This window comes from Streptomyces sp. NPDC050806 (assembly GCF_055586425.1).
Genome location: NZ_JBVJIF010000006.1, coordinates 64,600 through 91,149, shown reverse-complemented (window position 1 = coordinate 91,149; position 26,550 = coordinate 64,600). Strand labels below are relative to the sequence as shown.

Below are 26,550 nucleotides of genomic sequence, written 5' to 3'. Positions count from 1 at the left end.
GAGATGACGTACTCCGTGGGACAGGTCGCCGGGTTCGCCGGCGTCACCGTGCGGACCCTGCACCACTACGACGAGATCGGGCTGCTCCCGCCGAGCGCGCGCAACCACGCGGGCCACCGGCGCTACGACGACGCCGACCTCGACCGGCTGCAGCGCGTCCGGTTCTACCGCGAGCTCGGCTTCCCGCTCGACGAGGTCACCGCCCTCCTGGACGACCCGGAGGCGGACCCTCCCCCAAGCTCTTACGAGCAGGGGGTACCCCCAGCACCTCCGGCGCCGGCACGACCTGCTGACCGCCCGGATCACCAGGCTCCAGGAGATGGCCGCGGCCGTGAAGACAGCGATGGAGGCACACAGGATGGGCATCGACCTCACCCCTGAGGAGAAGTTCGAGGTCTTCGGCGACCACGACCCCGACCAGTACGCGGAGGAGGCCGAGCGCCGCTGGGGCGGCACCGACGCGTACAAGGAGTCGCAGCGCCGCGCCGCCTCGTACACCAAGGAGGACTGGAAGCGGCTGACGGCCGACTTCGACGCGATCCACCGCCGGATGGGCGAGCTGCAGGGCGTGCCCGCCGACTCCGAAGCGGCGATGGACGTGGCCGAGGAGCACCGCCGGTTCATCAGCGGGCATCACTACGAGTGCGCGCACGAGATGCACGCCGGCCTCGGCGAGATGTATGTCGCGGACGAGCGGTTCACCGCCACGTACGAGGCGATCAGGCCGGGGCTCGCGGTCTACATGCGGGACGCGATGCTGGCGAACGCGGTCCGCCACTCCTGAGGACGGGCGCCGGGGCCGCCGGACAGCGGACCGTCCGGTTCCGGCGCTCGGACGGGCCTCGGACGGGCGTACCTGACAGCTGGAACCAAGGGGCGTCATGAGGCGTTGATAGCTTTGGGCCGCACAATGCGCCTGTACCCCGCATTCCGCGTACTGCCCGCCCCGGCGCCCTCGACCCAGGAGCCCTGCACACCGTGAACACTCTCGCGCTCGGCCCCCAGTGGCTGGACCCGGACTATCTGATCGGCACCTTCGGCCTGATCGGCGTGCTGGTCATCGTCTTCGCGGAGTCCGGCCTGCTGATCGGCTTCTTCCTGCCCGGCGACTCCCTGCTGTTCACGACCGGCCTGCTGGTCACGGCGGGCAAGCTGGACCGGCCGCTGTGGCTGGTGTGCGTGCTGATCGTGCTGGCCGCGGTCCTCGGCGACCAGGCGGGCTATCTCTTCGGCCGCAAGGTCGGGCCGTCGCTGTTCAAGCGGCCCGACTCCAAGCTGTTCAAGCAGGAGAACGTCGAGAAGGCGCACGAGTTCTTCGAGAAGCACGGCCCGAAGTCGCTGATCCTGGCGCGTTTCGTACCGATCGTGCGGACGTTCACGCCGATCATCGCGGGCGTCAGCCGGATGAACTACCGCTCCTTCATCACCTTCAACGTCATCGGCGGCGCCCTGTGGGGTGCGGGCGTGACGCTGCTGGGCGCCGCGCTGGGCGGCATCGAGTTCGTGCACAAGAACATCGAGGCGATCCTCGTCCTCATCGTGCTGATCTCCGTCGTCCCGATCGTCATCGAGTACCTCCGCGGCCGCAGCAAGTCCAAGAAGGCGGCCGCCGCCGGCGAGGACACCCCGGCGGCCGGCCCGGCCGCGGGCGGCCCCGCGGACGCCACCCAGCCGATGCCGCGCATCGCGCAGGACGAGGACCACGCGCCGTACGGCGCCGCGGGCGGGCAGCAGCGCGCTCCGTACGGCGGCAAGGACGGCCGGGGCGGTCACGGGGCCCCGTACGGCGGCGGCCAGGAGCGGCCCCCGTACGGCCACCAGCAGCAGCCGTACGACCGTCAGGAGCCGCCGTACGGCCAGGGCCGGGCCCCCTACGGCCAGGCGCAGGCTCCGTACGGCCAGGACCGTGGGCAGGCCCAGGGGCAGCACCCGTACGGCCGCCAGGAGCAGCCCTCGTACGGACAGCAGCCGCAGCAGCCGCAGTACGGCCGTCAGGAGCCCCCGCGGGCGCCCAACGGACAGCAGCCGCAGCACCCCCAGCAGCCCCCGTACGGCGGGCAGTCCGGGGACGCTCCGTACGGCGGTCCCGGGCAGCAGGAGGCCCGGCCGGACCAGTATCATTCACCTTCGCAGCAGCCTCAGCAGGGGCCGCAGCAGCCGCATCCGCAGGACCCTCAGCAGCCCCCGGGCGACGGCCGCCGCGGCCGCCACGCCAAGCGCTGACCGGCTGCGCAGCCCTTCACCCCGTACCGCACCGCCCTTCGGCGTCCCTTCCGTTCCGCACCGCCGCGGAACGGTCCAGGGGCGCCTTTGCGGCGTCCGGGGCGGGTACTCACCCCCCAATTCCCGCCTTGCGAACCCCCCGCCCCGCGCGCCAAGGGCGGCGATCAGGCATGGTGGCACTTGACGACGGACGGCAGAGGCGCACGAGGAGCGAGGAGCAGTGGCGTCGGACGCGGAGTCCCCCGAGGACCGCAAACCCCAAACGGACGAGGCGCGGAGCGCGTTCACCCCGCCGCTCGGCATGCCCTACACCCCGCTGCCCGAGGACGAGCACCCCACCTCCGAGTTCGCCGTGCCGCAGGGCATGCGGACCGAAGCGCCCGTCGAGCCGGAGGGGTCGGCCTTCGCGCCGCCGGGCAGCAGCACGAGCGGCGGCAACGGCTCCACCACGGGCACCCATCCGCTGCCGACGACGCCCGCCGGCTGGCCCGCCTTCACCCCGCCGCACGGCATACCGGCCATCAGCCTCACCAAGGACGTGCCGTGGCAGGACCGGATGCGCACGATGCTGCGGATGCCGGTCACCGAGCGCCCGGCTCCGGAGCGGAGCGAACGCGCCGACGAGGCCGGGCCCGCCGTGCCGCGCGTGCTCGACCTCACCCTCCGTATCGGCGAGATCCTGCTCGCGGGCGGTGAGGGCGCCGAGGACGTCGAGGCGGCGATGTTCGGCGTGGCCCACGCCTATGGGCTGGAGCGCGTCGAGCCCACCGTGACCTTCACGCTGCTGTCGATCTCGTACCAGCCGTCGCTGGTGGACGACCCGGTGACGGCCAGCCGCACGGTCCGCCGGCGCGGTGTGGACTACACCCGGCTCTCCGCGGTCTTCCGGCTGGTCGACGACATCACCTCCGACGGCATCACGCTGGAGGAGGCCTACCGCGGCCTCGCCGAGATCCGCCGTAACCGCCACCCGTTCCCCAGCTGGGCGCTCACCGTGGCGTCCGGACTGCTGTCCGGCGCGGCGAGCATGCTGGTGGGCGGCGGTCTGACGGTCTTCATCGCGGCCGCCATAGGGTCCATGCTCGGCGACCGGCTGGCCTGGCTGGCCTCCGGGCGCGGGCTGCCGGAGTTCTACCAGTTCGTGGCCGCGGCGATGCCGCCCGCGGCAATGGGAGTGGCGCTGAGCATGACGGACACCGGCGTGCAGGCGTCGGCGGTCATCACCGGTGGCCTCTTCGCGCTGATCCCGGGACGGGCGCTGGTGGCCGGCGTGCAGGACGGCCTGACGGGCTACTACATCACCGCGGCCGCCCGTCTGCTGGAGGTCGGCTACCTCATCGTCGGCATCGTGATCGGCGTGCTCGGCGTGCTCTATCTGGGCGTCCAGCTCAGTGCCCACACGCTGAACCCTGAAGAGGCGCTGGGCACGTACGACGAGCCGGTGGTGCAGATCATCGCCTCGCTGCTGCTGGCGCTGGCCTTCTGTGTCCTGCTTCAGCAGGAACGTCACACCGTGCTGTTCGCGACGTTCAACGGCGGCGTGGCCTGGGTGGCGTACGGCGTCCTCGTGCAGGCCAACGTCAACCCGGTGGTCGGCACGACGATCGCGGCCGGCCTGGTCGGCCTCTTCGGGCAGCTGCTGTCGCGGTACCGCTATGCCTCGGCTCTGCCGTACGTCACGGCCGCCATCGGCCCGCTGCTGCCCGGTAGCGCGACGTACTTCGCGCTGCTCAACTTCGCCCAGGGCAATCTGAACGAGGGCATCTCCTCGCTGATCAAGGCGGTCTCGCTGGCGCTGGCCATCGCGGTCGGCGTGAACCTCGGAGGCGAGGTGGCCCGCCTCTTCATCAGGGCCCCGAGCGGCGAGGACGCCGCCAACCGCCGCGCCGCGAAGCGCACGCGCGGCTTCTGAGGCCGCGGCCGCCGCCGGTCCGGCAGGATCCGGCCCGTTCGGCGGCCGCCACCGGCCATGTACGCCGATGGGCGGACACCCGCAGGTGTCCGCCCATCAGTACAACCGCCCACCGGTACCGGTAGTGGTCGGAAAAACCGAGCCGAACAGGCTCAGTGCTTGCCGCCCTGCGCCTCCAGGCGCTTGAAGGAGGCCTCGATCTCGGCCTCGGCCTCGCTGCGGCCCACCCAGTTGGCGCCCTCGACCGACTTGCCCGGCTCCAGGTCCTTGTAGACCTCGAAGAAGTGCTGGATCTCCAGGCGGTCGAACTCGGACACGTGGTGGATGTCGCGCAGGTGCTCCACGCGCGGGTCCGAGGCGGGGACGCACAGCAGCTTGTCGTCGCCGCCGGCCTCGTCGGTCATGCGGAACATGCCGATGGCGCGGCACTTGATGAGGCAACCCGGGAAGGTCGGCTCGTCCAGGATGACCAGCGCGTCCAGCGGGTCACCGTCCTCGCCGAGGGTGTTCTCGACGAAGCCGTAGTCCGCCGGGTAGCTGGTCGAGGTGAAGAGTCGACGGTCCAGGCGGATCCGACCGGTCTCGTGGTCCACCTCGTACTTGTTCCGCGAACCCTTCGGGATCTCGATGGTGACGTCGAACTCCACGGGTGGCTCCTCCATGATCAACACATACGTCTGGTGATTAAGTGTCCCCCACGCAGGTGTGTGGTGGCGAAAGGGGCTGGTCCAAAGTGCCGGAGACCAGGTCGTGGCAGGTCAGGTGGGTCGGCCGGTGCCGGTCCTGTATACGGGCGACGGCCGGTGCGGGCCGGGGTGCCGCACAGTTCGTGGCCGACGAGTGGTTCTTCGCCCGCCAGTGGTGGCGAAAGACCCCTGTCCAGCGGAAACGGACGTGGCAGCTGTCGGCGGGCTCCGCCGTCGCCGGTCTCGCGGTCGCGGCCGGCGCGGTCGCGGCGGCCGGTCCGTGGGACTCCGGTCAGACTACGGCCGAACGGGCCCGCGCGGCCCGCTGGGACGACAGGGGTGGTGAGCATCACGGCGACGGACCGGCGGCCCCCGGCGCGGCACCCGTCCTGGCGGCCCTGGGCGCCCCTGTGAAGGGCGGCGGGGACGGCGCGCCCCCGCCGACCGGCAGCGGCCTCGCGGACGCCCTGGCACCCCTGCTGAAGGCTCCGGCGCTGGGCCCGGTCCGAACCGCCTCGGTCATGGACGTCGCCACCGGCCGCGAGGTCTTCGCGAGCCGCCCGGACCGGACCGCGACCCCCGCCTCCACGATCAAGCTCGGCACCGCCGTGGCCGCCCTCACCGCCCTCGGGCCCGACCACCGCTTCACCACGAAGGCCGTCCAGGACGGCCGCACGAAGGACGGCACTCCCCGGGTCGTCCTGGTCGGCGGCGGCGACCCCACCCTCACCGCCCGCACCCCGAAGAGCGGGACGCCGGCCGCCCAGCGCCCCGCCGCCCTCGGGGACCTCGCCGCCGACACCGCCCGCGCCCTCAAGAAACGCGGCGCGAAGAAGGTCACCCTGCGGTACGACGACTCGCTGTACGAGGGGCCGGCCCTGCACTCGATCGGCCCCAACGAGAACCTCGCCCCCATCACCGCCCTCACCGCCGACGAGGGCCGCCTGGACGACAGCGGCCACGGCCCCGCGCCCCGCGCCACCGACCCGTCCGCCGCGGCCGCCCGGGCCTTCGCCGACGACCTGCGCGCCCACGGCATCGAGGTCACCGGCGGGACCCAGGACACCGAAGCGCGGCGCGCGGCCACCCGGCTGGCCGCCGCGCCCTCCCTGCCGCTCTCCTCGATCGTCGAGCGCATGCTCACCCACAGCGACAACGACATCGCCGAGCAGCTGGCCCGGCAGACCGCCGTGGCCACCGGACAGCCCACGACCTTCAAGGGCGGCGGACGCGCCGTACAGCGCACTCTCGGACAGCTCCGCATCCCCGTGGCGAAGACCGACTTCGAGGACGGCAGCGGCCTGGACCGCGACGACCGGGTCTCGGCCCGCCTGCTCTCCCATGTACTGCTGCTCGCCGCGGCCCCGGACCACCCGGAGCTGCGCCCGGTCCTCACCGGCCTCCCCGTGGCCGGTTTCACCGGCACCCTGGAGAGCCGGTACGCCGACGAGGCCGCGGGCGCCGGTGCCGTACGCGCCAAGACCGGCACCCTCACCGGCGTGAACACGCTCGCCGGCACGGTCGTCGACGCCGACGGCCGCCTGCTGACCTTCGCCTTCATGACCAACGGCGCGGGCGACGGGGCCGCTGCCCAGCAGGCCCTCGACCGGCTCGCCTCGGCGGTGGCCAACTGCGGCTGCCGGTGAGGCCGGCGCCGCCGTACGGGACGGCCGGGTACCGCCGCTCGCCGCGAATCGGCTACCCCCCGGCCGGGCGCACCCGTACCGTGAAGTCATGACGAGCATCGGTGGTGCCGAGATGGTCGACTGGAATCTCGCGGTGACGACCGCTTCCCGCTTCGTAAGGCCGGGGCCCGAGGTGAGCCGGGACGAGGCCCGCGCGGTCGTCGCCGAGCTGCGCCGGCACGCCAAGGCCGCCGAGGAGCACGTACGGGCGTTCACCCGCATGACGCCGCCCGGCGGCGAGGACGCGATCCACGACACGCCCGTACTGGTCGTGGACCGGCCCGGCTGGATCCGCGCCAACGTGGCCGGCTTCCGCGCCGTACTGAAGCCGCTGCTGGAGAAGATGCAGGAGCGCCGCTCCTCGCTCCCCGGCGGCGCGGTGATAGGCGCGGTCGGCGGCAAGGTCACCGGCGTGGAGCTGGGCATGCTGCTGTCGTTCCTGGCGTCCCGCGTGCTCGGCCAGTACGAGACGTTCGCGCCGCCCACCAGGGACCTCCCGGCGGGCGCCAAGGGCGGCCGGCTGCTGCTCGTCGCGCCGAACATCGTCCACGTCGAGCGCGAGCTGGAGGTGGCGCCGCACGACTTCCGGCTGTGGGTCTGCCTGCACGAAGAGACGCACCGTACGCAGTTCACCGCGGTGCCCTGGCTGCGCGACCACATCGAGGGCGAGGTGCAGGCGTTCCTCGCCGAGACCGAGATCGACCCGGGCACGCTCCTGGAGAGGCTGCGCGAGGCCGCCCAGTCCCTCGCCGGGGCCCGCCCCGAGGGCGAGGCGGGCGAGGACGGCGGCCGGAGCCTCGTCGACCTCGTGCAGACCCGGGCGCAGCGCGAGATCCTCGGCCGGCTGACCGCCGTGATGTCCCTGCTGGAGGGGCACGCCGACTACGTCATGGACGGCGTGGGGCCGCAGGTCGTGCCGTCGGTGACGGAGATCCGGGAGAAGTTCCAGCAGCGCCGGGCGAGCGGCGCTGGACGCCTGGACCAGGCGCTGCGCAAGCTGCTGGGCCTGGACGCCAAGCTGCGGCAGTACCGGGACGGCGAGCGCTTCGTGCGGGCCGTCGTCGACGAGGTCGGCATGGACGGCTTCAACCGCGTGTGGACCTCGCCGAACACGCTTCCGACCAAGCAGGAGATCGCCAAACCGGCGGACTGGGTCGCGCGGGTGCATCGCAAGGCGGAGGGTGCGCCGTAGGAAGGCGGCGCGGCGCGGGCGCGCCGTAGGACAGACGAACGCCCCCTCAATCACCCTTCTGAGGGACCGTGGCTCGGGGAGAGGCGTGCAATGCTCGGGTAACTGCTCTTCTCTGTCACCATCGAGACACTCTGAGTGACCGCCCCGGGGGCCGCCCGGCGCGATCCCCCCGGCGCTCGCTCCCGAGATGCTCCCGGTGGGCCGGACGGTCACGCGCCGCCCGGCCCGTGGCTCCCCCAGCTGAACGATTGGAAACGGACATGGGTCCCCATCCAGCGGTCGCCGCAATACGCCTGGCGGTCCGCCGCGTACTCCACGACGTCCTGACGTCCCACAGTCGGCGGTCCGGTCCCGACGCCCCGCCGCCCCTGGTGCTCGCCGCCTGCTCCGGCGGCGCCGACTCCATGGCGCTCGCCTCCGCGCTCGCCTTCGAAGCCCCGCGCCTCGGCGTCCGCGCGGGCGGCGTCACGGTCGACCACGGTCTTCAGCACGGCTCCGACGCCCGGGCGGCGGAGGTGGTCCTCCGGATGCAGGCGCTCCGGCTGGACCCGGCCGAGGCCGTCGCCGTCGAGGTGGGCAGGGACGGCGGCCCCGAGGCGGCCGCCCGCGAGGCCCGATACGCCGCCCTGGACGACGCCGCGCGGCGGCACGGCGCGGACGCCGTCCTCCTCGGCCACACCCGTGACGACCAGGCCGAGACCGTCCTCCTCGGTCTCGCCCGCGGCTCCGGGACCCGCTCGCTGTCCGGCATGGCCGCCGTCTCCGGCTCCGAAGGCCGGTACCGCCGCCCGTTCCTCGGGATCGACCGCCAGACCGCCCGCAAGGCCTGCCTGATCCAGTCGCTGCCCGTGTGGGACGACCCGCACAACACCGACCCCTCGTACACCCGCTCCCGGCTCCGCCACGAGGGCCTGCCCGCCCTGGAGAAGGCGCTCGGCAAAGGCGTCGTCGAGGCCCTCGCCCGTACGGCCCAGCTCTCCCGCGACGACGCCGACGCGCTGGACTCCTGGGCCACGGAGGCCGAGCACGGTGTGGCCGATGCCACCGGCGCGCTGGACGTCGCCGCGCTCTACGCACTGCCCGCCGCGGTCCGCCGACGAGTGCTCCGCCGGGCCCTGTTGCGCGCCGGTTCACCTGCGGGTTCGCTCTTCGCCCGGCACATCGAGGAAGTCGACCGGCTGATCACCGCCTGGCGCGGTCAGGGAGCGATCGACCTCCCCGGGCTGGTGGGTGTGCGACGGCAGGGTGGCAAACTGGTCATCCGGCAGGGCTGAGCCGCGCGGGACCGCCCGGCCGGACGAGTCACATGACACCGAACCGAGCGAGAGTGGCACGGGTGGACGACAAGGACATGGGTTCCGACCTTCAGTCGGTGCTCATCACCAAAGAAGAGATCGACGCGAAGCTGGCCGAGCTGGCCGCGAAGATCGACGCGGAGTACGCGGGCAAGGAGCTGCTCATCGTCGGCGTTCTGAAGGGCGCCGTGATGGTGATGGCGGACCTGGCGCGTGCGCTCTCCACCCCCGTCACGATGGACTGGATGGCCGTGTCGTCGTACGGCGCGGGCACCCAGTCCTCGGGCGTGGTCCGGATCCTGAAGGACCTGGACACCGACATCAAGGGCAAGCACGTCCTGATCGTCGAGGACATCATCGACTCCGGCCTGACGCTGTCTTGGCTGCTGTCGAACCTCGGCTCGCGCGAGCCGGCCTCGCTGGAGGTCTGCACGCTGCTGCGCAAGCCCGAGGCGGCCAAGGTCGACATCGACGTGAAGTGGATCGGCTTCGACATCCCCAACGAATTCGTCGTGGGTTACGGCCTGGACTTCGCCGAGAAGTACCGGAACCTGCCGTTCGTGGGCACGCTCGCGCCGCACGTCTACGGCGGCTGACGCCCCGTCGGAAGCGACGGAAGGGCCCGGAAGAACCCCCGGAAAGCCCCTCGCGCCGGACGGCGGGAACCCTTTGCGGCCTCCCGCCGTTGGAGCAGGGAGGGCGGAATCCAAGCCGCATTGTTCACCACGGGCAGCGGCGTCGGGTGACAATGCTGGGGTACCGTCCGAAGGTCAGTCTTTTTCGGGCCAGTAATACACCGTACGCACGACCAGACCTCCCCGAGGGCTGGAGTGCCTCACTGTGGCAGGAGGGACGGGGCCTCAAGGCTCCGTATGGATGGACGTGAAGCGATACTTCCGTGGGCCGGTCATGTGGATCGTGCTGGCCGTCCTCGCCGTGGTCGTGTTGATGCAGGTCGTCAGTTCGTCTGGCGGCTACAAAACGGTGGACACCGGTCAGGTCGTCAAGGCGATCACTGACAACAAGGTCAAGTCCGCCGAGCTGACCACCGGCGACGAAATGAAGGTCAAGGTCGAGCTCTCCGGCAGCAACAAGGTCGAGGGCTCCGACAAGATCCAGTCGAGCTACATCGGCGACCAGGGCGTCGAGCTCGCCAAGACCCTGCAGGCCAAGTACCAGACGGGCGACATCAAGGACGGGTACACCGTCTCGCCGCAGAAGCAGAGCCCCTTCGTGGGCATGCTGCTCTCGCTGCTGCCGTTCGTTCTGATCGTCGTCGTCTTCCTGTTCCTGATGAATCAGATGCAGGGCGGCGGCTCCCGGGTCATGAACTTCGGCAAGTCCAAGGCGAAGCTCATCACCAAGGACACCCCCAAGACGACCTTCACGGACGTCGCGGGATCGGACGAGGCCGTCGAGGAGCTCCACGAGATCAAGGAGTTCCTGCAGGAGCCGGCGAAGTTCCAGGCCGTCGGCGCCAAGATTCCCAAGGGCGTGCTGCTGTACGGCCCGCCCGGTACGGGCAAGACGCTCCTCGCGCGCGCCGTCGCGGGCGAGGCGGGCGTGCCCTTCTACTCGATCTCCGGCTCCGACTTCGTCGAGATGTTCGTGGGTGTCGGCGCCTCGCGTGTCCGTGACCTCTTCGAGCAGGCCAAGGCGAACGCCCCGGCGATCGTCTTCGTCGACGAGATCGACGCCGTCGGCCGGCACCGCGGTGCGGGCCTCGGCGGTGGCCACGACGAGCGCGAGCAGACGCTGAACCAGCTGCTCGTCGAGATGGACGGCTTCGACGTGAAGGGCGGCGTCATCCTGATCGCCGCCACGAACCGGCCGGACATCCTGGACCCGGCGCTGCTGCGTCCGGGCCGCTTCGACCGGCAGATCGCGGTCGACCGCCCCGACATGCAGGGCCGTCTGGAGATCCTCAAGGTCCACCAGAAGGGCAAGCCGGTCGCGCCCGACGTCGACCTGGGTGCGGTCGCGCGCCGTACGCCGGGCTTCACCGGTGCGGACCTGAGCAACGTCCTCAACGAGGCCGCACTGCTCACCGCCCGCAGCGACAAGAAGCTGATCGACAACCACTTCCTGGACGAAGCGATCGACCGGGTCGTGGCGGGACCGCAGAAGCGGACCCGGATCATGTCGGACAAGGAAAAGAAGATCACCGCGTACCACGAGGGCGGACACGCCCTGGTCGCGGCGGCCTCACCGAACTCCGACCCGGTCCACAAGATCACGATCCTGTCCCGGGGCCGTGCGCTCGGCTACACGATGGTGCTCCCGGACGAGGACAAGTACTCCACCACGCGCAACGAAATGCTCGACCAGCTGGCGTACATGCTGGGCGGCCGCGCGGCGGAGGAGCTGGTCTTCCACGACCCGACGACGGGTGCGGCGAACGACATCGAGAAGGCGACCGCCACGGCTCGCGCGATGGTCACGCAGTACGGCATGACCGAGCGGCTCGGCGCGATCAAGTTCGGCTCCGACAACTCCGAGCCCTTCCTGGGCCGCGAGATGTCCCACCAGCGCGACTACTCCGAAGAGGTCGCGGCGCTGGTGGACGAGGAGGTCAAGAAGCTGATCGAGACCGCGCACAACGAGGCGTGGGAGATCCTCGTCGAGAACCGCGACGTGCTCGACAACCTGGTCCTGGCGCTCCTGGAGAAGGAGACCCTGGGCAAGGAGGAGATCGCCGAGGTCTTCAAGCACATCGTGAAGCGCCCGGCCCGCCCCGCGTGGACCGGCTCCTCGCGGCGTACGCCGTCCACCCGCCCGCCGGTGCTCGCTCCCAAGGAGCTGGCCGCGGCCAACGGTGCGACGTCCGTGACGCCGACCGTCTCGACGGAGAAGGCAGAGCTTCCGGAGGATTCCTCCGGAAGCAGCGAGGGGTGACCGCCGGGCCCCGGCCCGCCGGATCCCCCGGCCGCCACGTGACCGGCCCGCCGGTCGCCACACCGGCCCCGGAATGAATGCCGCGCCCCCCAGGTTCTAGCCTGGGGGGCGCGGCATTTCGCGTTCGTAGCGGAATGAAGAAGGAACGAGGCACCAGATGACCGACCCCGTGACGCTGGACGGCGAGGGCACGATCGGCGAATTCGACGAGAAGCGTGCCGCGGACGCCGTGCGCGAGCTTCTGATCGCGGTCGGCGAGGACCCGGACCGCGAGGGCCTCCTGGAGACGCCGGGGCGTGTGGCGCGGGCGTACAAGGAGCTCCTGGCCGGGCTGCGGCAGGAGCCGGAGGACGTCCTCACCACGACCTTCGATCTCGGACACGACGAGATGGTCCTGGTCAAGGACATCGAAATCGTAAGCCTGTGCGAACATCATCTCCTGCCGTTCCATGGCGTCGCGCACGTCGGATACATCCCGGCCGAGAGCGGAAAGATCACGGGGCTGTCGAAGCTCGCCCGCCTCGTCGAGGTCTACGCCCGCCGTCCGCAGGTGCAGGAACGCCTCACCACGCAGATCGCGGACTCGCTGATGCGCATCCTCGAGGCCCGTGGGGCGATCGTCGTCGTCGAGGCCGAGCACATGTGCATGTCGGTACGGGGCATCCGCAAGCCGGGGGCCAAGACGACCACCTCGGCGGTACGGGGCCAGCTGCGCGACGCGACGACCCGGGCCGAGGCGATGAGCCTGATACTGGCGCGCTAGTCGCGCTGTCAGTGGCGGCCGATACCGTTCCTGTTCAGTGACTCAGATCACTGAACAGGGGGGATCGGGATGCGGGGCGGGCTACCGAGCAAGCAGATCGTGAACGCGGTCGGGGGCCTTCGCCAGGCGCGGTGCATCCGCGCGGGCGACGAACTCTGGACGCTCGACGGGCGAAGAACGGTCCGGACCACGGTGACCGGCGTCTCGGCGGTCAAGGTCCGTGAGCTGGTGGCCGTGACCACCGACCGCGTCACGTTTTCCCTGGGCGTGGACCAGTTGCTGAGAGGTACGGCCGGCTGGTTGCCCGCGACCGGAGCGGCGGCATCGCAGGTGACGTGGACGCCCGCGCCCAAACTGTGCCGCGAGCGGCTGAAGATCGTTCCCGGGTACGACCTCGGCTATCTCATCGGCGCCACGTGCGCGGACGGCGCGGTCGGCAAGAACTACGTGTCGCTGGTCGTGAACGAGGAAATCTTCGCCGCGAACTACGCCATCTGCCTCCACGCTGCCACGGGGCCGGCCGCGCGGGTCGAGCCGGTCGCCCGGCTATCTGGCGCGTGATCTGCCCGGCTTCCGGGTGCGAGTCGTCTCCTCGTACCTGGCAGACCTGTTGCGGCAGTACGTGGGCGGTGATGCGCACCACATGCGCCAGCGGTTCCCGCGCGTCGTGCTGCGCGACATGGCGACCTTCGCAGGATTCCTGGACGGCTACTGCGACGGCGATGGTCATCGACTCGAGCGATGGGACGCCCGCATCGTGACCAAGACCAGTGTGCCCTTCCTGGAAGAACTCTCAGTGATCATCGGTGCGAAGTTCACGCCGAAGAAGAACGGCCGGGCATCGCAGCTGTGCATCGCCGACAGATGGCATCGGCGTGGCACCTTCAAGCCCGAGGTGCATCCCCCCGACCTCACCGAGTCCGAGCGGGCTTCGGTCCGCTCGGTCAGCCCTGTCCTCGCGGTGGGCACAAAGCCGTACACGCTGTACGCGTACCGCCTGGACCCGCATCCGACGTTTCTGGTCAACGGGCATCTGGTGCTTTCCCCGCCGTGACGGGGGCCTGGGCGCGATTCGCTCCGCGGGGGCTGCCGACATTGCTGGGTGCGGGGTCGTTTGCTGCCGCGGGGCGTGTTTGTGCGTTGCCGGGTGCGGCGCCGGTTGTCTTTGTTGCCGCTGCGCGGGGCTTGACGTCACGGGGCCGGGCCTCCGCGGGTGGGGGTGCCGGACTGCTTCGGTTTACGTCCGGTACCCCACCCGCTGCGGCCCGGCCCCTCCCGTCGGTGGTGGGTGAAAGAGCCGGGGTGCGGGTGTTTTTATGCGGTCAGGCGGGTGCTCAGCCAGGTGAGGGCCGGGGGGATTTCTCGGCGCCAGGTGTTGAAGTTGTGGCCGCCGCTTTCGAGGACGATGGAGGAGACCCGGGTGGGGGCCTTGGCCTGCTGTATGAAGCGCATCGTGTCGGCGTAGTTGGTTTCGCCCTGCTTGCTGGTGGTGACCAGCAGGTTCACCGGCGGGGGCGGTAGGTGGCGCTGGCGCCAGAGCAGGTCGTTCTCGCGCTGGAGCCGGGGGTCGCCGGCGAAGAGGTCGCCGGTGGTGGGGTCGAGCGGGGCCTTGTAGTAGCCGGAGAGGGCGGCGCCCGCCGAGAAGGCCTCCGGGTGGCGCATGGTCATCTTGAGCGCGCAGTAGCCGCCCGTGGAGTCGCCGATGATGCCCCAGTTACGGGCCTGGGTGCCGGTCCGGTAGTGCGCCGCGATGTCCGCGCGGAGTTCCTTGGTGAAGAAGGTCTCGGTCTGCGGGCCGCCCGGTATGTCCATGCATTCCGTGTCGCGGGGCGGGGCGACCGTCGGGCGCATCATGACCAGGATCGTCGGCTGCATCTTTCCCTGGGTGACCAGGCGGCGCTGGGTCTGCGGGTAGTGCAGTTTGGTGTAGAGAGCCTCTGCCGTGCCGGGGTAGCCGGTGAGGACTACTGCTGTGGGGAAACGCTTCTGCGCGTTCTGGGGCTGGAAGTACTCCGGCGGCAGATAGACGTACGCGGGGCTGGTGATACCGGTGTTCTCGCCGCGTACGAGGACCTTGTCCAGCCGGCCCGCGACGTCCGCCCGCCGGTTGTCCTGCGGGAGGCCGGTCCGTTCGACGCCCTGCCGCTTCGTCGAGTGGTCGACCACCACTCCGGTCTCGGTCTCCTGGCCGAAGAGGTCGGCCCAGGACGCGTAGAAGCCGAAGGCGTTGTTGACCACGAGCCCGACAGCGGCGAAGAGGGTCAGCTGGGTCGCCAGCAGCAGGCCGATCCGGCCGGTCACCGCACGCCAGGTGCGGCTCGCGAGCCGCGGCCAGAGCAGCACGGTGGCGGCGAAGAGTGCCACCGCGACCAGCACGGTGAGCAGCAGAACGGTCTTACTGGTGAGGTCCATGTCCACTTCCTGCTGGGTGGCCGGACGGCCGGACCGGCTGATGGAACCCGGGGCCCTGAAGCGCCGTCCTACAGGGCGCGAATTGTCCAGGTAACTGCTCCGCAATCCGGAGATCAGGGGACCTGAGGAGCGGGCGACGGGAAAGTGATGTCTGACAGGCTAGATGGGGAAAAATCCGGAGTGGTTGCGTGGCGTCGCACACGCTGGGTGCGGGGTCCGCGCCCGGAGTCGGTGCCCACGGCCGTCGGTACGGCCTGCACGCTGATCGGTCTGCTGAACGTGGCGGCCGGCGTCTTTCCGCGCTTCCGGCACAGCCGTATGCACGCACTGGCGGAGGTGCTGCCGGGGGCGGTGAGCCCGCTGGCCGCGGCCGCCTCGATCGTGGTGGGCCTGCTGCTCCTGCTGCTGGCGCACGGGCTGAAGCGGCGCAAGCGGCGGGTGTGGGTCGCGGCCGTCGCGCTGCTGCCCGTGGGGGCCGTGGCGCAGTTCGCGTACCGCCACTCCGTTTTCGGAGCGGTGCTCTCGCTGGCGCTGCTGGCCTACCTCGTCCGGCACCGGCGCGAGTTCGCCGCGCTGCCGGATCCGCGCAGCCGCTGGAAGGCGCTGCTGAACTTCGTCGTGCTGGGCGGCGTGAGCATCGCTCTCGGCATGGTGATCGTCAACTCCCACCCGCACCGCACCGTCGGTGACCCGTCGGTCTGGGCGGAGCTGCAGCACGTCGTGGTCGGCCTGTTCGGCTTCGAGGGCCCGGTGGCCTTCACCCACCACGTCGACTACACCGTCGGCTACTCCCTGGGCGCGCTCGGCCTGCTGACGCTGGGCACCACCGCGTACCTGGCGTTCCGGCCCGAGCGGCCCGTCGCGCGGCTCACCGAGGAGGACGAGGACCGGCTGCGTGCGCTGCTGGACAAGCACGGCCGCCGGGACTCCCTCGGCCACTTCGCGCTCCGCCGCGACAAGGGCGCGGTCTTCTCGCCGAGCGGCAAGGCGGCCGTCTGCTATCGCGTCGTCTCCGGCGTGATGCTGGCCAGCGGCGACCCGATCGGTGACGTCGAGGCGTGGCCCGGCGCGATCGAGCGCTTCATGGAGGAGGCCAGGGCGCACTCCTGGACGCCCGCGGTGATGGGCTGCTCCGAGACCGGCGGCGAGGTCTGGACCCGGGAGACCGGCCTGGACGCGCTGGAGCTGGGCGACGAGGCCATCGTGGACGTGGCGGACTTCACGCTCTCCGGACGCGCGATGCGCAACGTACGGCAGATGGTCAAGCGCATCGAGCGCAACGGCTACGAGACCAAGGTCCGCCGGGTGTCGGAGCTGTCCCCCGAGGAGGTCGAGGCGGTCCAGCGGGCCGCCGACGGCTGGCGGGGCACCGACACCGAGCGCGGCTTCTCCATGGCGCTGGGGCGGATCGGCGACGAGCGGGACGGCGACGCGGTGATCGCCACCGCGCACCGCGCACCCGAGGAGGGCGAGGCGCCGGGCCCGTACGGGGACCTGAAGGCCGTGCTGCACTTCGTGCCGTGGGGCACGGACGGCATGTCGCTGGACCTGATGCGCCGCGACCGGAGCGCCGACCCCGGCATGAACGAGCTGCTGATCGTCGCGGCCCTGGAGGCGGCGCCGAAGCTGGACGTGGAGCGGGTCTCGCTGAACTTCGCGATGTTCCGGTCGGCGCTGGCGCGGGGCGAGAAGCTGGGCGCGGGGCCGGTGCTGCGGACCTGGCGGGGGCTGCTGGTGTTCCTCTCGCGCTGGTTCCAGATCGAGTCGCTGTACAAGTTCAATGCCAAGTTCCAGCCCCGCTGGGAGCCGCGCTTCGTGGTCTTCCGGCACACCCGTGACCTGCCGCGGATCGGCTTCGCGGCGATGCAGGCGGAGGGGTTCGTGCAGCTGGGGCTGCCCCGGCTGCTGCGCCGGCGGAGTGCGGAGCCCGCGGCCCGCCCGTGTGCGCACGAGCACACGGCCCTCCGTGGCACGTCGGTCGAGCGGGCCGCCTGAGCGGGCGGGGCCATCGTGACGTCCGGAAACTGCCTTTACGGGGGCGGGCCGCGCTGCGTACTCGTGGGCAGACAGGCGTACAGGTGTGCCCATACGTCCGCGTTCGCCCAGGTACGCGGGGTGCGCGGGGCGAGCGGACCGGCCACACCGCCTAGGCTGGAAGTATGAGTACCTTGCGTGGCCGGGTGGCCGGTCTTCCCGAGTGGGACCGGTGCGCGGTCATGGGCGTGGTCAATGTGACCCCCGACTCGTTCTCCGACGGCGGCGACTGGTTCGACACCGAGCTCGCGGTCAAGCACGGCCTGGACCTGGTGGCCCAGGGGGCCGACCTGGTGGACGTGGGCGGCGAGTCGACCCGGCCCGGTGCCGCGCGGGTGGACGAGGCGGAGGAGCTGCGCCGGGTGATCCCGGTCGTGCGCGAGCTGTCGGCGGCCGGCGTGGTCGTCTCCGTGGACACCATGCGGGCCTCCGTCGCCGAGCGGTCCCTGGAGGCCGGCGCGCAGCTGGTCAACGACGTCAGCGCGGGCGCCGCCGACCCGGCGATGATCCCGGTGGTGGCGGCCGCGCACGCGCCGTTCGTGGTGATGCACTGGCGCGGCCAGTCCGTCGACATGAACGACCGGGCGGTCTACGGAGACGTCGTCGGCGAGGTCGTGGCCGAGCTGCGGGTCGCCATGGACCGGGCGGTGTCCGGGGGGATCGACCCGGAGCGCATCGTGATCGACCCGGGGCTGGGCTTCGCCAAGGCCGCCGAACACGATCTCGCGCTGGTCGCGGGCCTGGACCGGCTGCGCGATCTGGGCCGGCCGCTGCTGGTGGCCGCGTCGCGCAAGCGGTTCCTGGGGCGCGTACTGGCCGGCGCCGGTGCCTCGGCCTCGGTGCCGCCGGCCCGGGAGCGGGACGCGGCGACGGCGGCGGTCACCGCGCTGTCGGCGCGCGAGGGCGCCTGGGCGGTCCGCGTGCACGAAGTGCGGGCGAGCGCCGACGCGGTACGGGTGGCCCGCGCCGTGGAGGCCGCGCGTTCCGCGGCCCCCGGCGCGGCGTAGAACGGGGCCGGGCAGGGCACAGGGCAGCCAGGCGGCGTACGGGGCGCCCGGTGCCCGCCGCAGGCACGTATCCGTGCGCGTGCCTGCGCACGTCCGGAAAGACGCACGAGGACCACGACGGGAGCGGTGTGAGCGGATTGAGCCCACGTACGGACATCGAGCTGGTGGAGCAGGCGAACACCGCGTTCTACGAGGCCATCGAGCGCGGTGATCATGAGGCGATGTCCGAGCTGTGGCTGGACGGCCAGGTGAGTGTCGTGCATCCTGGCTGGCCGGTGCTGCGCGGCCGCAGCGAAGTGCTGCGCTCCTATGCACTGATCATGGCGAACACCGAGTACATCCAGTTCTTCCTCACCGATGTGGAGATCGACGTGGTGGCCGACACCGCGCTGGTGACCTGCACGGAGAACATCCTCAGCGGCGGCCCCGCCGAGGAGGACGGCTCGGTCGGGCCGCTGATCGGCCAGCTGGTCGTGGCCACCAACGTCTTCCGGCGCACGGAGGACGGCTGGCGGGTGTGGTCGCACCACGGGTCGCCGGTGCTCGCCGACCGCGACGACGAGGACGACGAGGACGGCCCCGAGGACGAGGACGACGGCGTCGGCGGGCTGCCGGGCGGGCTGTGAGGCCGGTACCGGGAGTCAGCGGCCGGGGTCAGCGGGGTGACCGGTGGCGCACTCGTTCGAGCCAAGTCGTACCCGGGTAGGGGTGGGGCGCGGGGCGGCGGGGTAAGTGGCCGCGCGGGCGGGACCCGGCTGTGCGGCAGCTGTGCGGGGTGCCTGTCCAGGGCCCCCGTGAGCGAGTGCTGTCAGTGCTCGCAGGTAAATTCGATGACTGGGCGGAGTTCCGGACGATGTCCGGCACGTGCCCGTTCATCCAACGATCAGTGGTACCAGTGGGAGTGATTCGCGTGGACCGTGTCGCGCTGCGCGGGCTGAAGGCCCGGGGACACCACGGTGTGTTCGCCCAGGAACGCGAGGCGGGCCAGGCGTTCGTCGTGGACCTGGTGCTCGGTCTGGACACCCGTCCCGCGGCGGCGACCGACGACCTCGCGAAGACCGTGCACTACGGAATCGTGGCGGAGGAGGTCGTGGCGATCGTCGAGGGCGAGCCCGTCGACCTCATCGAGACGCTCGCCGAGCGGATCGCCGCCCAGTGTCTGAAGCACCAGGGGGTGGAGGAGGTCGAGGTCGTCGTCCACAAGCCCGACGCCCCGATCACGGTCCCCTTTGACGACGTGACCATCACCATCACCCGGAGCCGAGTATGACCAGCAGTGACCCGACCGTACAGCCGGTGCCCGCTTCCGTGGTGGAGCAGGTCGACGCGGCGGATGTGACGCTCACCAACCCGAAGCGCGCCGTGATCTCCCTCGGGAGCAACCTCGGCAACCGTCTGGAGACGCTCCAGGGCGCCGTCGACGCCCTGGAGGACACTCCCGGGGTGCGGGTGAAAGCCGTCTCGCCGGTGTACGAGACCGAGCCGTGGGGCGTCGAGCCGGGCACCCAGCCGTCGTATTTCAACGCCGTGGTGATCGTGAAGACGACGCTGCCCCCGGACTCGCTCCTGGAGCGCGGGCACGCGATCGAGGAGGCCTTCGAGCGGGTGCGGGACGAGCGCTGGGGTCCGCGCACGATCGACGTGGACATCGTCGCGTACCAGGACGTCGTCTCCCAGGACCCGGTGCTCACGCTGCCGCACCCGCGGGCCCATGAGCGCGCCTTCGTCCTCGTGCCGTGGCACGACATCGACCCCGAGGCCAAGGTGCCCGGGCACGGCGCGGTGGCCGAGCTCCTGGACGAGCTGGGCCGGGACGGCGTCGCGGCCCGCGCCGACCTGGAACTGCGGCTGCCCGAGTGATCGTTGTCCGTACGGCCCGCGAGGGCTCGTAGCGGGATGATGGTCCGGTGGACATGATGGCCGCCGCGCCCGGCGCGGCGCGGGCGGCCAGGACGGTGTGAGGGGCGAAGAGCTCGGTGAAGCAGCTAAAGATCAAGGTGCTGGTCGGGCTGTTCGTGGTGGCGGGCGTGCTGGCGTGGGCCGGCGCCCGCCTGTGGGACGCGCTCGGCAGCCTGCCCAGCGTGCCGCTGGCGGCTCCGATCGTGCTGGCGCTGATCGCCGCGGTGCTGGCCGCGACGGCCCTGTCGCTGCGCAGCCGCCTGAAGGCCCAGCGCGAGCGGGTGCAGGGCGCCAAGGGCGTCGAGCCGATGATGGCGGCCAGGGCCGTGCTGTTCGGCCAGGCGAGCGCGCTGGTCGCCTCGCTGGTGAGCGGGCTGTACGGCGGCGTCGCGGTCTTCCTGCTGACCTCGGGCTCGGCGGGCCCGGGACGTACGGACCAGACGGTGTACGCCGGCCTGTCGGTGCTCGCGGGCATCGCGGTGGTCGCGGCCGCGGTCTTCCTGGAGCGCGTCTGCAAGCTCCCGGACGATGACGACGAGGCGGGGGCCGCGGCGGCGTGACGCCGCGGCGGTACGGGGCCGGTGCGACGCCGCCCGGCCCCGTTCCCCTCACGCGTCCAGCACCGTCTGGAGTTCCACGTCGGCGCGGGAGATGTTCGCCGCGTCCGCCGTCGTCGAGCGGCGCAGCGCTTCGTGGAGGCGGCCCGGGGTGAGGACGCCGAGGAAGCGGTCGCCGTCCAGGACCGCGATCCAGCCCGCGTCGTGCTGCAGCATCGTGCTGAACGCCTGCTTCAGGGGCGCGCCGACCGGCAGCCAGGCCTCCATGCGCCGGGCGTGCTCGCGGACCGTCCCGTCCTCCGCCGACTGCCCGAGGACATCGGCGGCGACCCAGCCGTGCAGCCGGTCCTCGCTGTCCAGGACGACCGCCCAGCGCGCGCCGTCCGCCGCCATCCCGGCCAGCGCCCGGCCCACCGGGTCGTCCAGGTGGATCACCGGGGGCTGCTCCAGGTCCCCGGTCTCGATCGGCGTGACGGACAGCCGCTTCAGCCCTCGGTCGGCGCCCACGAACTCCGCTACGTACGGCGTCGCCGGCGCACCCAGCACCGTCGCCGGAGTGTCGAACTGTTCGATGCGTCCGGATCCGTAGACGGCGATGCGGTCCCCGAGCCGTACCGCCTCCTCGATGTCGTGCGTCACGAAGAGGACCGTCTTGTGGAGCGAGGACTGCAGGCGCAGGAACTCCGTCTGCAGGTGCTCGCGGACGACCGGGTCCACCGCGCCGAACGGCTCGTCCATCAGCAGGACGGGCGGATCGGCGGCGAGCGCGCGGGCCACGCCGACGCGCTGGCGCTGGCCGCCGGAGAGCTGTTCCGGGTACCGCGAGCCGTACACCGACGGGTCCAGGCCGACCAGGTCGAGCAGTTCGGCGGCCCGGGCGCGGGCCTGCTTGCGCGGCCGGCCGAGCAGGTGCGGGACCGTGGCGGTGTTGTCGAGCACGGTCTTGTGCGGGAACAGACCGATCTGCTGGATCACGTAACCGATGCGGCGGCGCAGCTCGACCGGGTCGACCGTGGCGATGTCGTCGCTGTCCAGGAAGATGCGGCCTTCCGTGGGCTCGATGAGCCGGTTGACCATCTTCATGGTCGTGGTCTTGCCGCAGCCGGACGGGCCGACGAGCGTGACGAGCTCGCCCTCCGCGACCTCGAAGGAGAGGTCGTCGACGGCGGTGGTGCCGTCCGCGTAACGCTTGGTGACGTGCTCGAAACGGATCATGCTTCCCCATTGTCGTCGGTCCGCCCGGGGCGGGATGAACGGGATGTTGCGAGTCGATGGCGGTCCGGGCCGATTGTCAGTGGCGGGGGATAGGGTCGCAGACAGTCACCGGATTTGTGAGCGAGCGGACGGGGGAGGTGACGTGGCGTGAGCACGCCCTTGAGTACGTACCCGAGTACGGCCATGAGCCGAGCAGCGGGCCCGCGGAACTGTCTGCAGGCCAATGACTGGATCTGCGGCGAGTATCTCCACAGTCGTGGCCAGGAGCTGGTGGACGCCACCGTCCAGCACATCTGGATCACGGTCGCCTCGGTGGTCATCGGACTGCTGATCGCCTTTCCGCTGGCGCTGCTCGCCCGGCAGCGGCGCGGCGCGGCGGGCCCGGTGCTCGGCCTGACGACGATTCTGTACACGGTCCCGTCGCTGGCCATGTTCGCGCTGCTGACCCCGGTGTTCGGGGTCTCGGCCGCGGTGGTCGTGACGGGCCTGGTGCTCTATTCACTGACGATCCTGGTGCGCAACATACTCGCGGGGCTCCAGGCGGTCCCCGAGGAGGTGCGCGAGGCGGCCCGCGGGATGGGGTACGGCCCGCTGCGGCTGCTCTTCCAGGTCGAACTGCCGCTGGCGCTGCCCGCCATGATGGCCGGGCTGCGGATCGCCACGGTCTCGACGGTGGCGATGACGACGATCGGCGCGGTGGTCGGCTTCGGCGGCCTGGGCAATCTCATCGACAGCGGGATGCAGGGCTTCTTCAAGGCGGAGGTGCTGACCGCCTCGGTGCTGTGCGTGCTGCTCGCGCTGGTCGCCGACCTGCTGCTGGTGGGGCTCCAGCGGGCGCTGACGCCCTGGACCCGGGCCGGCCGGGCGGGGTCCGGCGGCGCGGGGGCCGGGGGCAGGGACACGGACGGCGAGGGCGGCGGACGCCCGGGGGCCGGCCGGACGCGGGGGTTCGGGCGCGAGCGGAAGGCGGTGGCCTGAGCGGTGGACGCGATCACGGGCGCGTGGGGCTGGCTGGGCTCCGCGGCCAACTGGGCCGGTGAGAACGGCGTCTGGCACCGCCTCGGGCAGCACGTGCAGCTGAGCGTGGTGTGCCTGGCCATCTCCTGTCTGCTGGCGCTGCCGGTGGCGCTGTACCTGGGCCACATCGGCAAGGGCGGGGCGCTGGCCGTGAACCTCGCCAACGTCGGCCGCGCGGTGCCGACGTTCGCCGTGCTGGTGCTGCTGACGCTCAGCCCGCTGGGCAAGGCGGGGGACTGGCCGACGATCGTGGCGCTGGTGCTCTTCGCGGTGCCCCCGCTGCTGACCAATGCGTACGTCGGCATGCGCGAGGCGGACCGCGATGTGGTGGAGGCGGCCCGGGGGATGGGCATGTCCGGCCGGCAGCTGCTGCTCCGCGTGGAGCTGCCGCTCGCGTACCCGTTGATCATGACGGGGCTGCGGTCGGCCTCGGTGCAGGTGGTGGCGACGGTCACGCTGGCCGCGCTGGCCGGCGGTGGCGGCCTGGGCCGGATCATCACGGCGGGCTTCGGCAACTACGACACCCCGCAGGTGGTGGCCGGCGCGGTGCTGGTCGCCGGGCTGGCGCTGCTCGTCGAGGCGGTGCTGGTGGCGGTGGAGCGGCTGTGCGACCCGATGCGCGGCAAGCGGCCGGCGCGTACGGGCCGCCGCGGCATACGGGCGTCCCGCAAGGAAACGGCGGCCGCCTGAGCCGGCATCGGATGCGGTCTCCGGCAGGAGCGGCTCCGGCCGGGTGAGTGCGGATGCCGGGTACGAGCGGGTGCCTCGTACGGGTGGCCGCCGGGCCCGGGCCGGCGGTGGGCATGACCCGGTATCAGAAGTGCTCCGGTGCCGGGTGTGGTGACGTCTCCCGCCCCACGTGCGAACATCCGTCCGCTCCCTCTGCTGTACTCCCTGCTCGACCGCCGCAGCCCGCTCGGCCTTCTCGACGTTCTCGACCTGCCCGATCAACCTGCTCGACCCGCTCAACTCGATCAGCCCGCTCGACTTCAACGACCTGCCGGTGTCCGACCGGTGACCGCATGGACGACTGGATGGTGAAACCGATGAACAGCACGTCGCGTACCGCGCGGACGGCCCTCGTCGCGGGGACGGTGCTGGCGCTGGCCGCGGGGCTCTCCGCGTGCGGCGGCCAGAGCCTGGAGGAAAAGGGCGGCAAGAGCGAGGGCGGGAAGGGCGCGATCGTCGTCGGTTCCGCCGGATTCACCGAGTCGCAGGTGCTCGCCGAGCTCTATTCCAAGATCATTTCCAATGCCGGGTACAAGGCGTCCGTACAGACGCTGAAGAATCGCGAGCTCTACGAACCCGCCCTGGAGAAGGGTGAGATCGACGTCGTTCCGGAATACGCCTCCACGCTCGCCGATTTTCTCAACGCCAAGAAGAACGGCGCCAAGCCGGAGTCGGTCGCGTCCAACGACCCGGACGAGACCGTCGCGGCACTGAAGAAGCTCGCCACGCCGCGCGGACTGAAGGTTCTCCCGCACGGCTCCGCGACGGACCAGAACGCCTTCGCGGTCACCAAGGAATTCGCCGCGAAGCACAAGTTGAAGACCCTCTCCGACCTCGGCAGGTCCGGGGAGAAGGTGAAGCTCGCGGCGGGCGAGGAGTGCGAGACGCGGCCGTACTGCCTGCCGGGCCTGAAGAAGACGTACGGCATAGACGTCACGGGCATCGACCCCAAGGGCGTGGGCACGGTGCAGGCCAAGCAGGCCGTCAAGGACGGCACGGACCAGCTCGTGCTGACGACCACAACGGACGCCACGCTCGGCGACTTCGGGCTGGTGCTGCTCAAGGACGACAAGCACCTGCAGAACGCCGAAAATGTGCTGCCGGTGGTGAATGCCAAGAGCGCCGGGGACAGCGCGCTGGCGAGTGCGCTCGGCAAGCTCACGAAGGTGCTCACCACCAAGGACTTGATCGAGCTGAACCGTCAGGTCGATGCCGACCGGCGCAAGCCGGCGGATGTCGCGGAGGCCTATCTGAAGGAGAAGGACCTGCTCAAGAAGTAACCAGCGGGAAACGGATTGGCGGGCGGGGCCCCACCGGCCTCGTACGCACGGTAAATTTCAGGCCATGCCACGAGGACGCCACCGCCATTCCCCACCCCTGCACAGGCTTCTTCCCCCTGCGACGGTCGCCGGTGCGTCAATTGCCTGCGCCGCCGGTGCCTGGTTGGTCGGCGACGCGCTCGTGCTCAGAGTCCTGGTCGCCGCCGCGGCAGTGGCCGCGGTCGGCGGCGCCGTGCTGGCCCGCCGTTGGGACCGTACGGCCGGCAAGCGGGTCGCCGACCTCACCCGCGCCCGGGTCCGCGACGAGTGGAGGACCGAGGAGCGCATAGCCGAGCTGGAGACGGACGTCGAGGAGGGCCGGGAGATCCGGACCGCTCTGGAGACGAAGCTGCGCGCCAAGCGCGCGGAGCTGGCCCGGCTGCGCAACGAGCACGCCGCGCTGCTGCGCCGGTACGCCACGGCGGAGACCGAGCGGGCCACTGCCCTGGAGGGCCGTCGCCGGCTCGCGATCGATGCCGCCGTCCCGGCCCGCGAGCTGACCGCGGGCGGCGCGGTGCCGGTGCCGGGCCTGACGGCTGTCGCTCCCGCGGCGGTTGCCCCCGTCGCCGACGGCACGGCCGCGGCCGACATCATCCCCGGTGCCCCGGGTTCCGCGGCCCGCACCGCCCCCACGGCCCCGGCGGGCCGTGGCCCCGCGCACGCGGCCCCCGCCCCGGCTCCCACCGCCGCCGACTTCCGCAAGGCGGACGAGGCGCTGCTGCGGCTGAACGACAGCGCGGTACGACAGGAGGCCGCCCGTCAGGAGGCCGCCCGCCGCGCGGAGCGGGAGCGTGCCGAGCGGCAGCGCGCCGCCGAGCAGGCCAGGGCCGCCGCGCAGGTACGCGGGGCCTCCGCGGGCGTTCCCGCGCTGCGTCCGGTGCCGGCCGCGGCGGTCGCGCCGCTCGCCCCGCAGCAGCGGCCCGCTTCGCGGGCGACCGGCGGCTTCGACTTCTTCGGCACGGGCACGGCCGCCCCGGACACCGCCGGTACGGACACGGTCTCCGCTTCGGGCACGGTCGCCGTGCCGAAGGAGGCCCCCACGGCGCCGCTGGAGGAGGATCTGGCGGACGTGGTGGGCGACGAGGCGGTGGCCGAGCAGTCGGCCCGCGCCACGGCGGCCCCGCGCTCCGCTCAGCCGCTCGAAGGGCCCGCGCCGACCGCTCAGGAGGCCGCTGAGACCTCCCGCGAGGCGGAGGCCTCCCGCGAGGCGGAGGCCCGGCCGGAGCCCGCAGCGGCGGAGAACGGGCCGGAGGCCGGGACGGAGGCTGGGACCGACGAGCCCACGGCCGACGCCGGTACCGACACGGACGCCGACGCCGGGCCCGAGTCCGACACCGCCGCCGAGTCCGACACCGTTGCCGAGTCCGGTGCCGAGTCTGCTTCCGGCGAGCGTGCTGCCGGTGAGGTCATCGACCTGACCGCGCACGACGAGACGGAGCAGTTCGACGTCGCGGAGCTGCGCAGCGCGGCCGCGCAGTAAGCGGCGGCGGCAGCAGCAACAGGCAGGGCGAATGACGATGCCCGCGCCGGTCACCGACCGGCGCGGGCATCGTCATTCGCCCTGAGAGGCCGTCGTCCTGAGAGGCCGTCGTCGTCCTCCAGTCGGTCAGTCAGTCAGTCAGTCAGCCAGCCAGTCGGCCGGTCGTCCGTCCTGGCGGGGAAGCTTCCGCCCTGACGGCGAAAAGTTATCCACAGCCTGTGGATTGCCCT

At 71.7% G+C, this 26,550-nt stretch carries 24 protein-coding genes and 1 pseudogene; 22 read left to right on the top strand and 3 right to left on the bottom strand.

The annotated features are described in order from the left end of the window. Positions 1–3 precede the first annotated feature (3 nt). The 3 genes and pseudogenes from ACZ6WH_RS19685 (at position 4) to ACZ6WH_RS19675 (ending at position 4,135) form a co-directional block, all read left to right on the top strand. A pseudogene (locus ACZ6WH_RS19685) lies at positions 4–784 on the top strand (MerR family transcriptional regulator). Between the two features lie 194 nt (positions 785–978). Next, a complete protein-coding gene (locus ACZ6WH_RS19680) occupies positions 979–2,223 on the top strand; it encodes a DedA family protein (RefSeq protein WP_469729694.1) in 1,245 nt (414 codons plus the stop codon). Positions 2,224–2,443: 220 nt separating this feature from the next. Next, the gene (locus ACZ6WH_RS19675; RefSeq protein ID WP_469729693.1) at positions 2,444–4,135 is read left to right on the top strand and encodes a threonine/serine exporter family protein; all 1,692 of its coding nucleotides are present in this window, start codon (positions 2,444–2,446) and stop codon (positions 4,133–4,135) included. A gap of 152 nt (positions 4,136–4,287) precedes the next feature. Here the strand turns inward: ACZ6WH_RS19675 and ACZ6WH_RS19670 are convergent, their stop codons facing one another. Continuing rightward, positions 4,288–4,782, bottom strand: a complete 495-nt coding sequence (locus ACZ6WH_RS19670; protein WP_030260327.1) for an inorganic diphosphatase — start codon at positions 4,780–4,782, stop codon at positions 4,288–4,290. A gap of 86 nt (positions 4,783–4,868) precedes the next feature. On the opposite strand from ACZ6WH_RS19670, the gene dacB reads away from it, so the two are divergent. From dacB to ACZ6WH_RS19630, 8 genes are all read left to right on the top strand, one after another. Continuing rightward, a complete protein-coding gene (dacB, locus tag ACZ6WH_RS19665; protein WP_469729692.1) occupies positions 4,869–6,467 on the top strand; it encodes a D-alanyl-D-alanine carboxypeptidase/D-alanyl-D-alanine endopeptidase in 1,599 nt (532 codons plus the stop codon). 88 nt (positions 6,468–6,555) lie between these two features. Beyond that, positions 6,556–7,698 carry a zinc-dependent metalloprotease gene (locus tag ACZ6WH_RS19660; RefSeq protein WP_432857476.1) on the top strand — a complete coding sequence of 381 codons (1,143 nt, stop codon included), beginning with the start codon at positions 6,556–6,558 and terminating at the stop codon, positions 7,696–7,698. A 260-nt stretch (positions 7,699–7,958) separates the two neighbouring features. Next, a complete protein-coding gene (gene tilS, locus ACZ6WH_RS19655) occupies positions 7,959–8,972 on the top strand; it encodes a tRNA lysidine(34) synthetase TilS (RefSeq protein WP_432857478.1) in 1,014 nt (337 codons plus the stop codon). A 77-nt stretch (positions 8,973–9,049) separates the two neighbouring features. Continuing rightward, positions 9,050–9,589 carry a hypoxanthine phosphoribosyltransferase gene (gene hpt / locus ACZ6WH_RS19650; protein ID WP_031058519.1) on the top strand — a complete coding sequence of 180 codons (540 nt, stop codon included), beginning with the start codon at positions 9,050–9,052 and terminating at the stop codon, positions 9,587–9,589. Positions 9,590–9,869: 280 nt separating this feature from the next. Beyond that, positions 9,870–11,888 (top strand): ATP-dependent zinc metalloprotease FtsH, encoded by a 2,019-nt coding sequence (gene ftsH / locus ACZ6WH_RS19645; protein WP_469729691.1) that lies wholly within the window; start codon positions 9,870–9,872, stop codon positions 11,886–11,888. 157 nt (positions 11,889–12,045) lie between these two features. Next, the gene (folE, locus tag ACZ6WH_RS19640) at positions 12,046–12,651 is read left to right on the top strand and encodes a GTP cyclohydrolase I FolE (protein WP_432857482.1); all 606 of its coding nucleotides are present in this window, start codon (positions 12,046–12,048) and stop codon (positions 12,649–12,651) included. 99 nt (positions 12,652–12,750) lie between these two features. After that, positions 12,751–13,212, top strand: coding sequence for a hypothetical protein (locus ACZ6WH_RS19635; RefSeq protein WP_469729690.1), 462 nt, complete (start codon positions 12,751–12,753; stop codon positions 13,210–13,212). A gap of 82 nt (positions 13,213–13,294) precedes the next feature. After that, positions 13,295–13,705 carry a hypothetical protein gene (locus tag ACZ6WH_RS19630; protein WP_469729689.1) on the top strand — a complete coding sequence of 137 codons (411 nt, stop codon included), beginning with the start codon at positions 13,295–13,297 and terminating at the stop codon, positions 13,703–13,705. Positions 13,706–13,965: 260 nt separating this feature from the next. Here ACZ6WH_RS19630 and ACZ6WH_RS19625 read toward each other — a convergent pair whose 3' ends face one another. Beyond that, the gene (locus ACZ6WH_RS19625) at positions 13,966–15,063 is read right to left on the bottom strand and encodes an alpha/beta hydrolase (RefSeq protein ID WP_469729688.1); all 1,098 of its coding nucleotides are present in this window, start codon (positions 15,061–15,063) and stop codon (positions 13,966–13,968) included. Positions 15,064–15,210: 147 nt separating this feature from the next. Between ACZ6WH_RS19625 and ACZ6WH_RS19620 the strand changes: the two genes are divergently transcribed. From ACZ6WH_RS19620 to ACZ6WH_RS19595, 6 genes are all read left to right on the top strand, one after another. Continuing rightward, positions 15,211–17,058 (top strand): phosphatidylglycerol lysyltransferase domain-containing protein, encoded by a 1,848-nt coding sequence (locus ACZ6WH_RS19620; protein WP_432857486.1) that lies wholly within the window; start codon positions 15,211–15,213, stop codon positions 17,056–17,058. A 164-nt stretch (positions 17,059–17,222) separates the two neighbouring features. After that, positions 17,223–18,104 (top strand): dihydropteroate synthase, encoded by an 882-nt coding sequence (gene folP, locus ACZ6WH_RS19615; protein ID WP_469729687.1) that lies wholly within the window; start codon positions 17,223–17,225, stop codon positions 18,102–18,104. Positions 18,105–18,241: 137 nt separating this feature from the next. Further along, entirely contained in the window at positions 18,242–18,730 is a 489-nt protein-coding gene (locus ACZ6WH_RS19610) for a nuclear transport factor 2 family protein (protein WP_030260354.1), read from the top strand. A gap of 284 nt (positions 18,731–19,014) precedes the next feature. Next, complete coding sequence (gene folB, locus ACZ6WH_RS19605) at positions 19,015–19,374, top strand: dihydroneopterin aldolase (protein ID WP_030260356.1); 360 nt, start codon at positions 19,015–19,017, stop codon at positions 19,372–19,374. Continuing rightward, complete coding sequence (gene folK / locus ACZ6WH_RS19600; protein ID WP_432857490.1) at positions 19,371–19,964, top strand: 2-amino-4-hydroxy-6-hydroxymethyldihydropteridine diphosphokinase; 594 nt, start codon at positions 19,371–19,373, stop codon at positions 19,962–19,964. Before folB ends, folK begins: the two co-directional genes overlap by 4 nt. A 116-nt stretch (positions 19,965–20,080) precedes the next feature. Continuing rightward, entirely contained in the window at positions 20,081–20,563 is a 483-nt protein-coding gene (locus ACZ6WH_RS19595) for a DUF3180 domain-containing protein (protein ID WP_432857492.1), read from the top strand. A 48-nt stretch (positions 20,564–20,611) separates the two neighbouring features. On the opposite strand, the gene ACZ6WH_RS19590 is transcribed toward ACZ6WH_RS19595, so the two are convergent. Further along, positions 20,612–21,775 carry a betaine/proline/choline family ABC transporter ATP-binding protein gene (locus ACZ6WH_RS19590; RefSeq protein ID WP_469729686.1) on the bottom strand — a complete coding sequence of 388 codons (1,164 nt, stop codon included), beginning with the start codon at positions 21,773–21,775 and terminating at the stop codon, positions 20,612–20,614. A gap of 183 nt (positions 21,776–21,958) precedes the next feature. Between ACZ6WH_RS19590 and ACZ6WH_RS19585 the strand changes: the two genes are divergently transcribed. From ACZ6WH_RS19585 to ACZ6WH_RS19565, 5 genes are all read left to right on the top strand, one after another. Then, positions 21,959–22,753: an ABC transporter permease gene (locus ACZ6WH_RS19585; RefSeq protein WP_469729685.1), complete on the top strand. Its 795-nt coding sequence runs from the start codon at positions 21,959–21,961 to the stop codon at positions 22,751–22,753. Positions 22,754–22,756: 3 nt separating this feature from the next. Continuing rightward, a complete protein-coding gene (locus ACZ6WH_RS19580) occupies positions 22,757–23,482 on the top strand; it encodes an ABC transporter permease (protein WP_432857498.1) in 726 nt (241 codons plus the stop codon). Between the two features lie 169 nt (positions 23,483–23,651). Next, positions 23,652–23,810, top strand: coding sequence for a hypothetical protein (locus ACZ6WH_RS19575; protein WP_469729684.1), 159 nt, complete (start codon positions 23,652–23,654; stop codon positions 23,808–23,810). Positions 23,811–23,838: 28 nt separating this feature from the next. Continuing rightward, positions 23,839–24,801, top strand: a complete 963-nt coding sequence (locus tag ACZ6WH_RS19570) for an ABC transporter substrate-binding protein (RefSeq protein WP_469729683.1) — start codon at positions 23,839–23,841, stop codon at positions 24,799–24,801. A 163-nt stretch (positions 24,802–24,964) separates the two neighbouring features. Next, positions 24,965–26,320, top strand: a complete 1,356-nt coding sequence (locus tag ACZ6WH_RS19565) for a hypothetical protein (RefSeq protein ID WP_469729682.1) — start codon at positions 24,965–24,967, stop codon at positions 26,318–26,320. Positions 26,321–26,550: the final 230 nt, after the last annotated feature.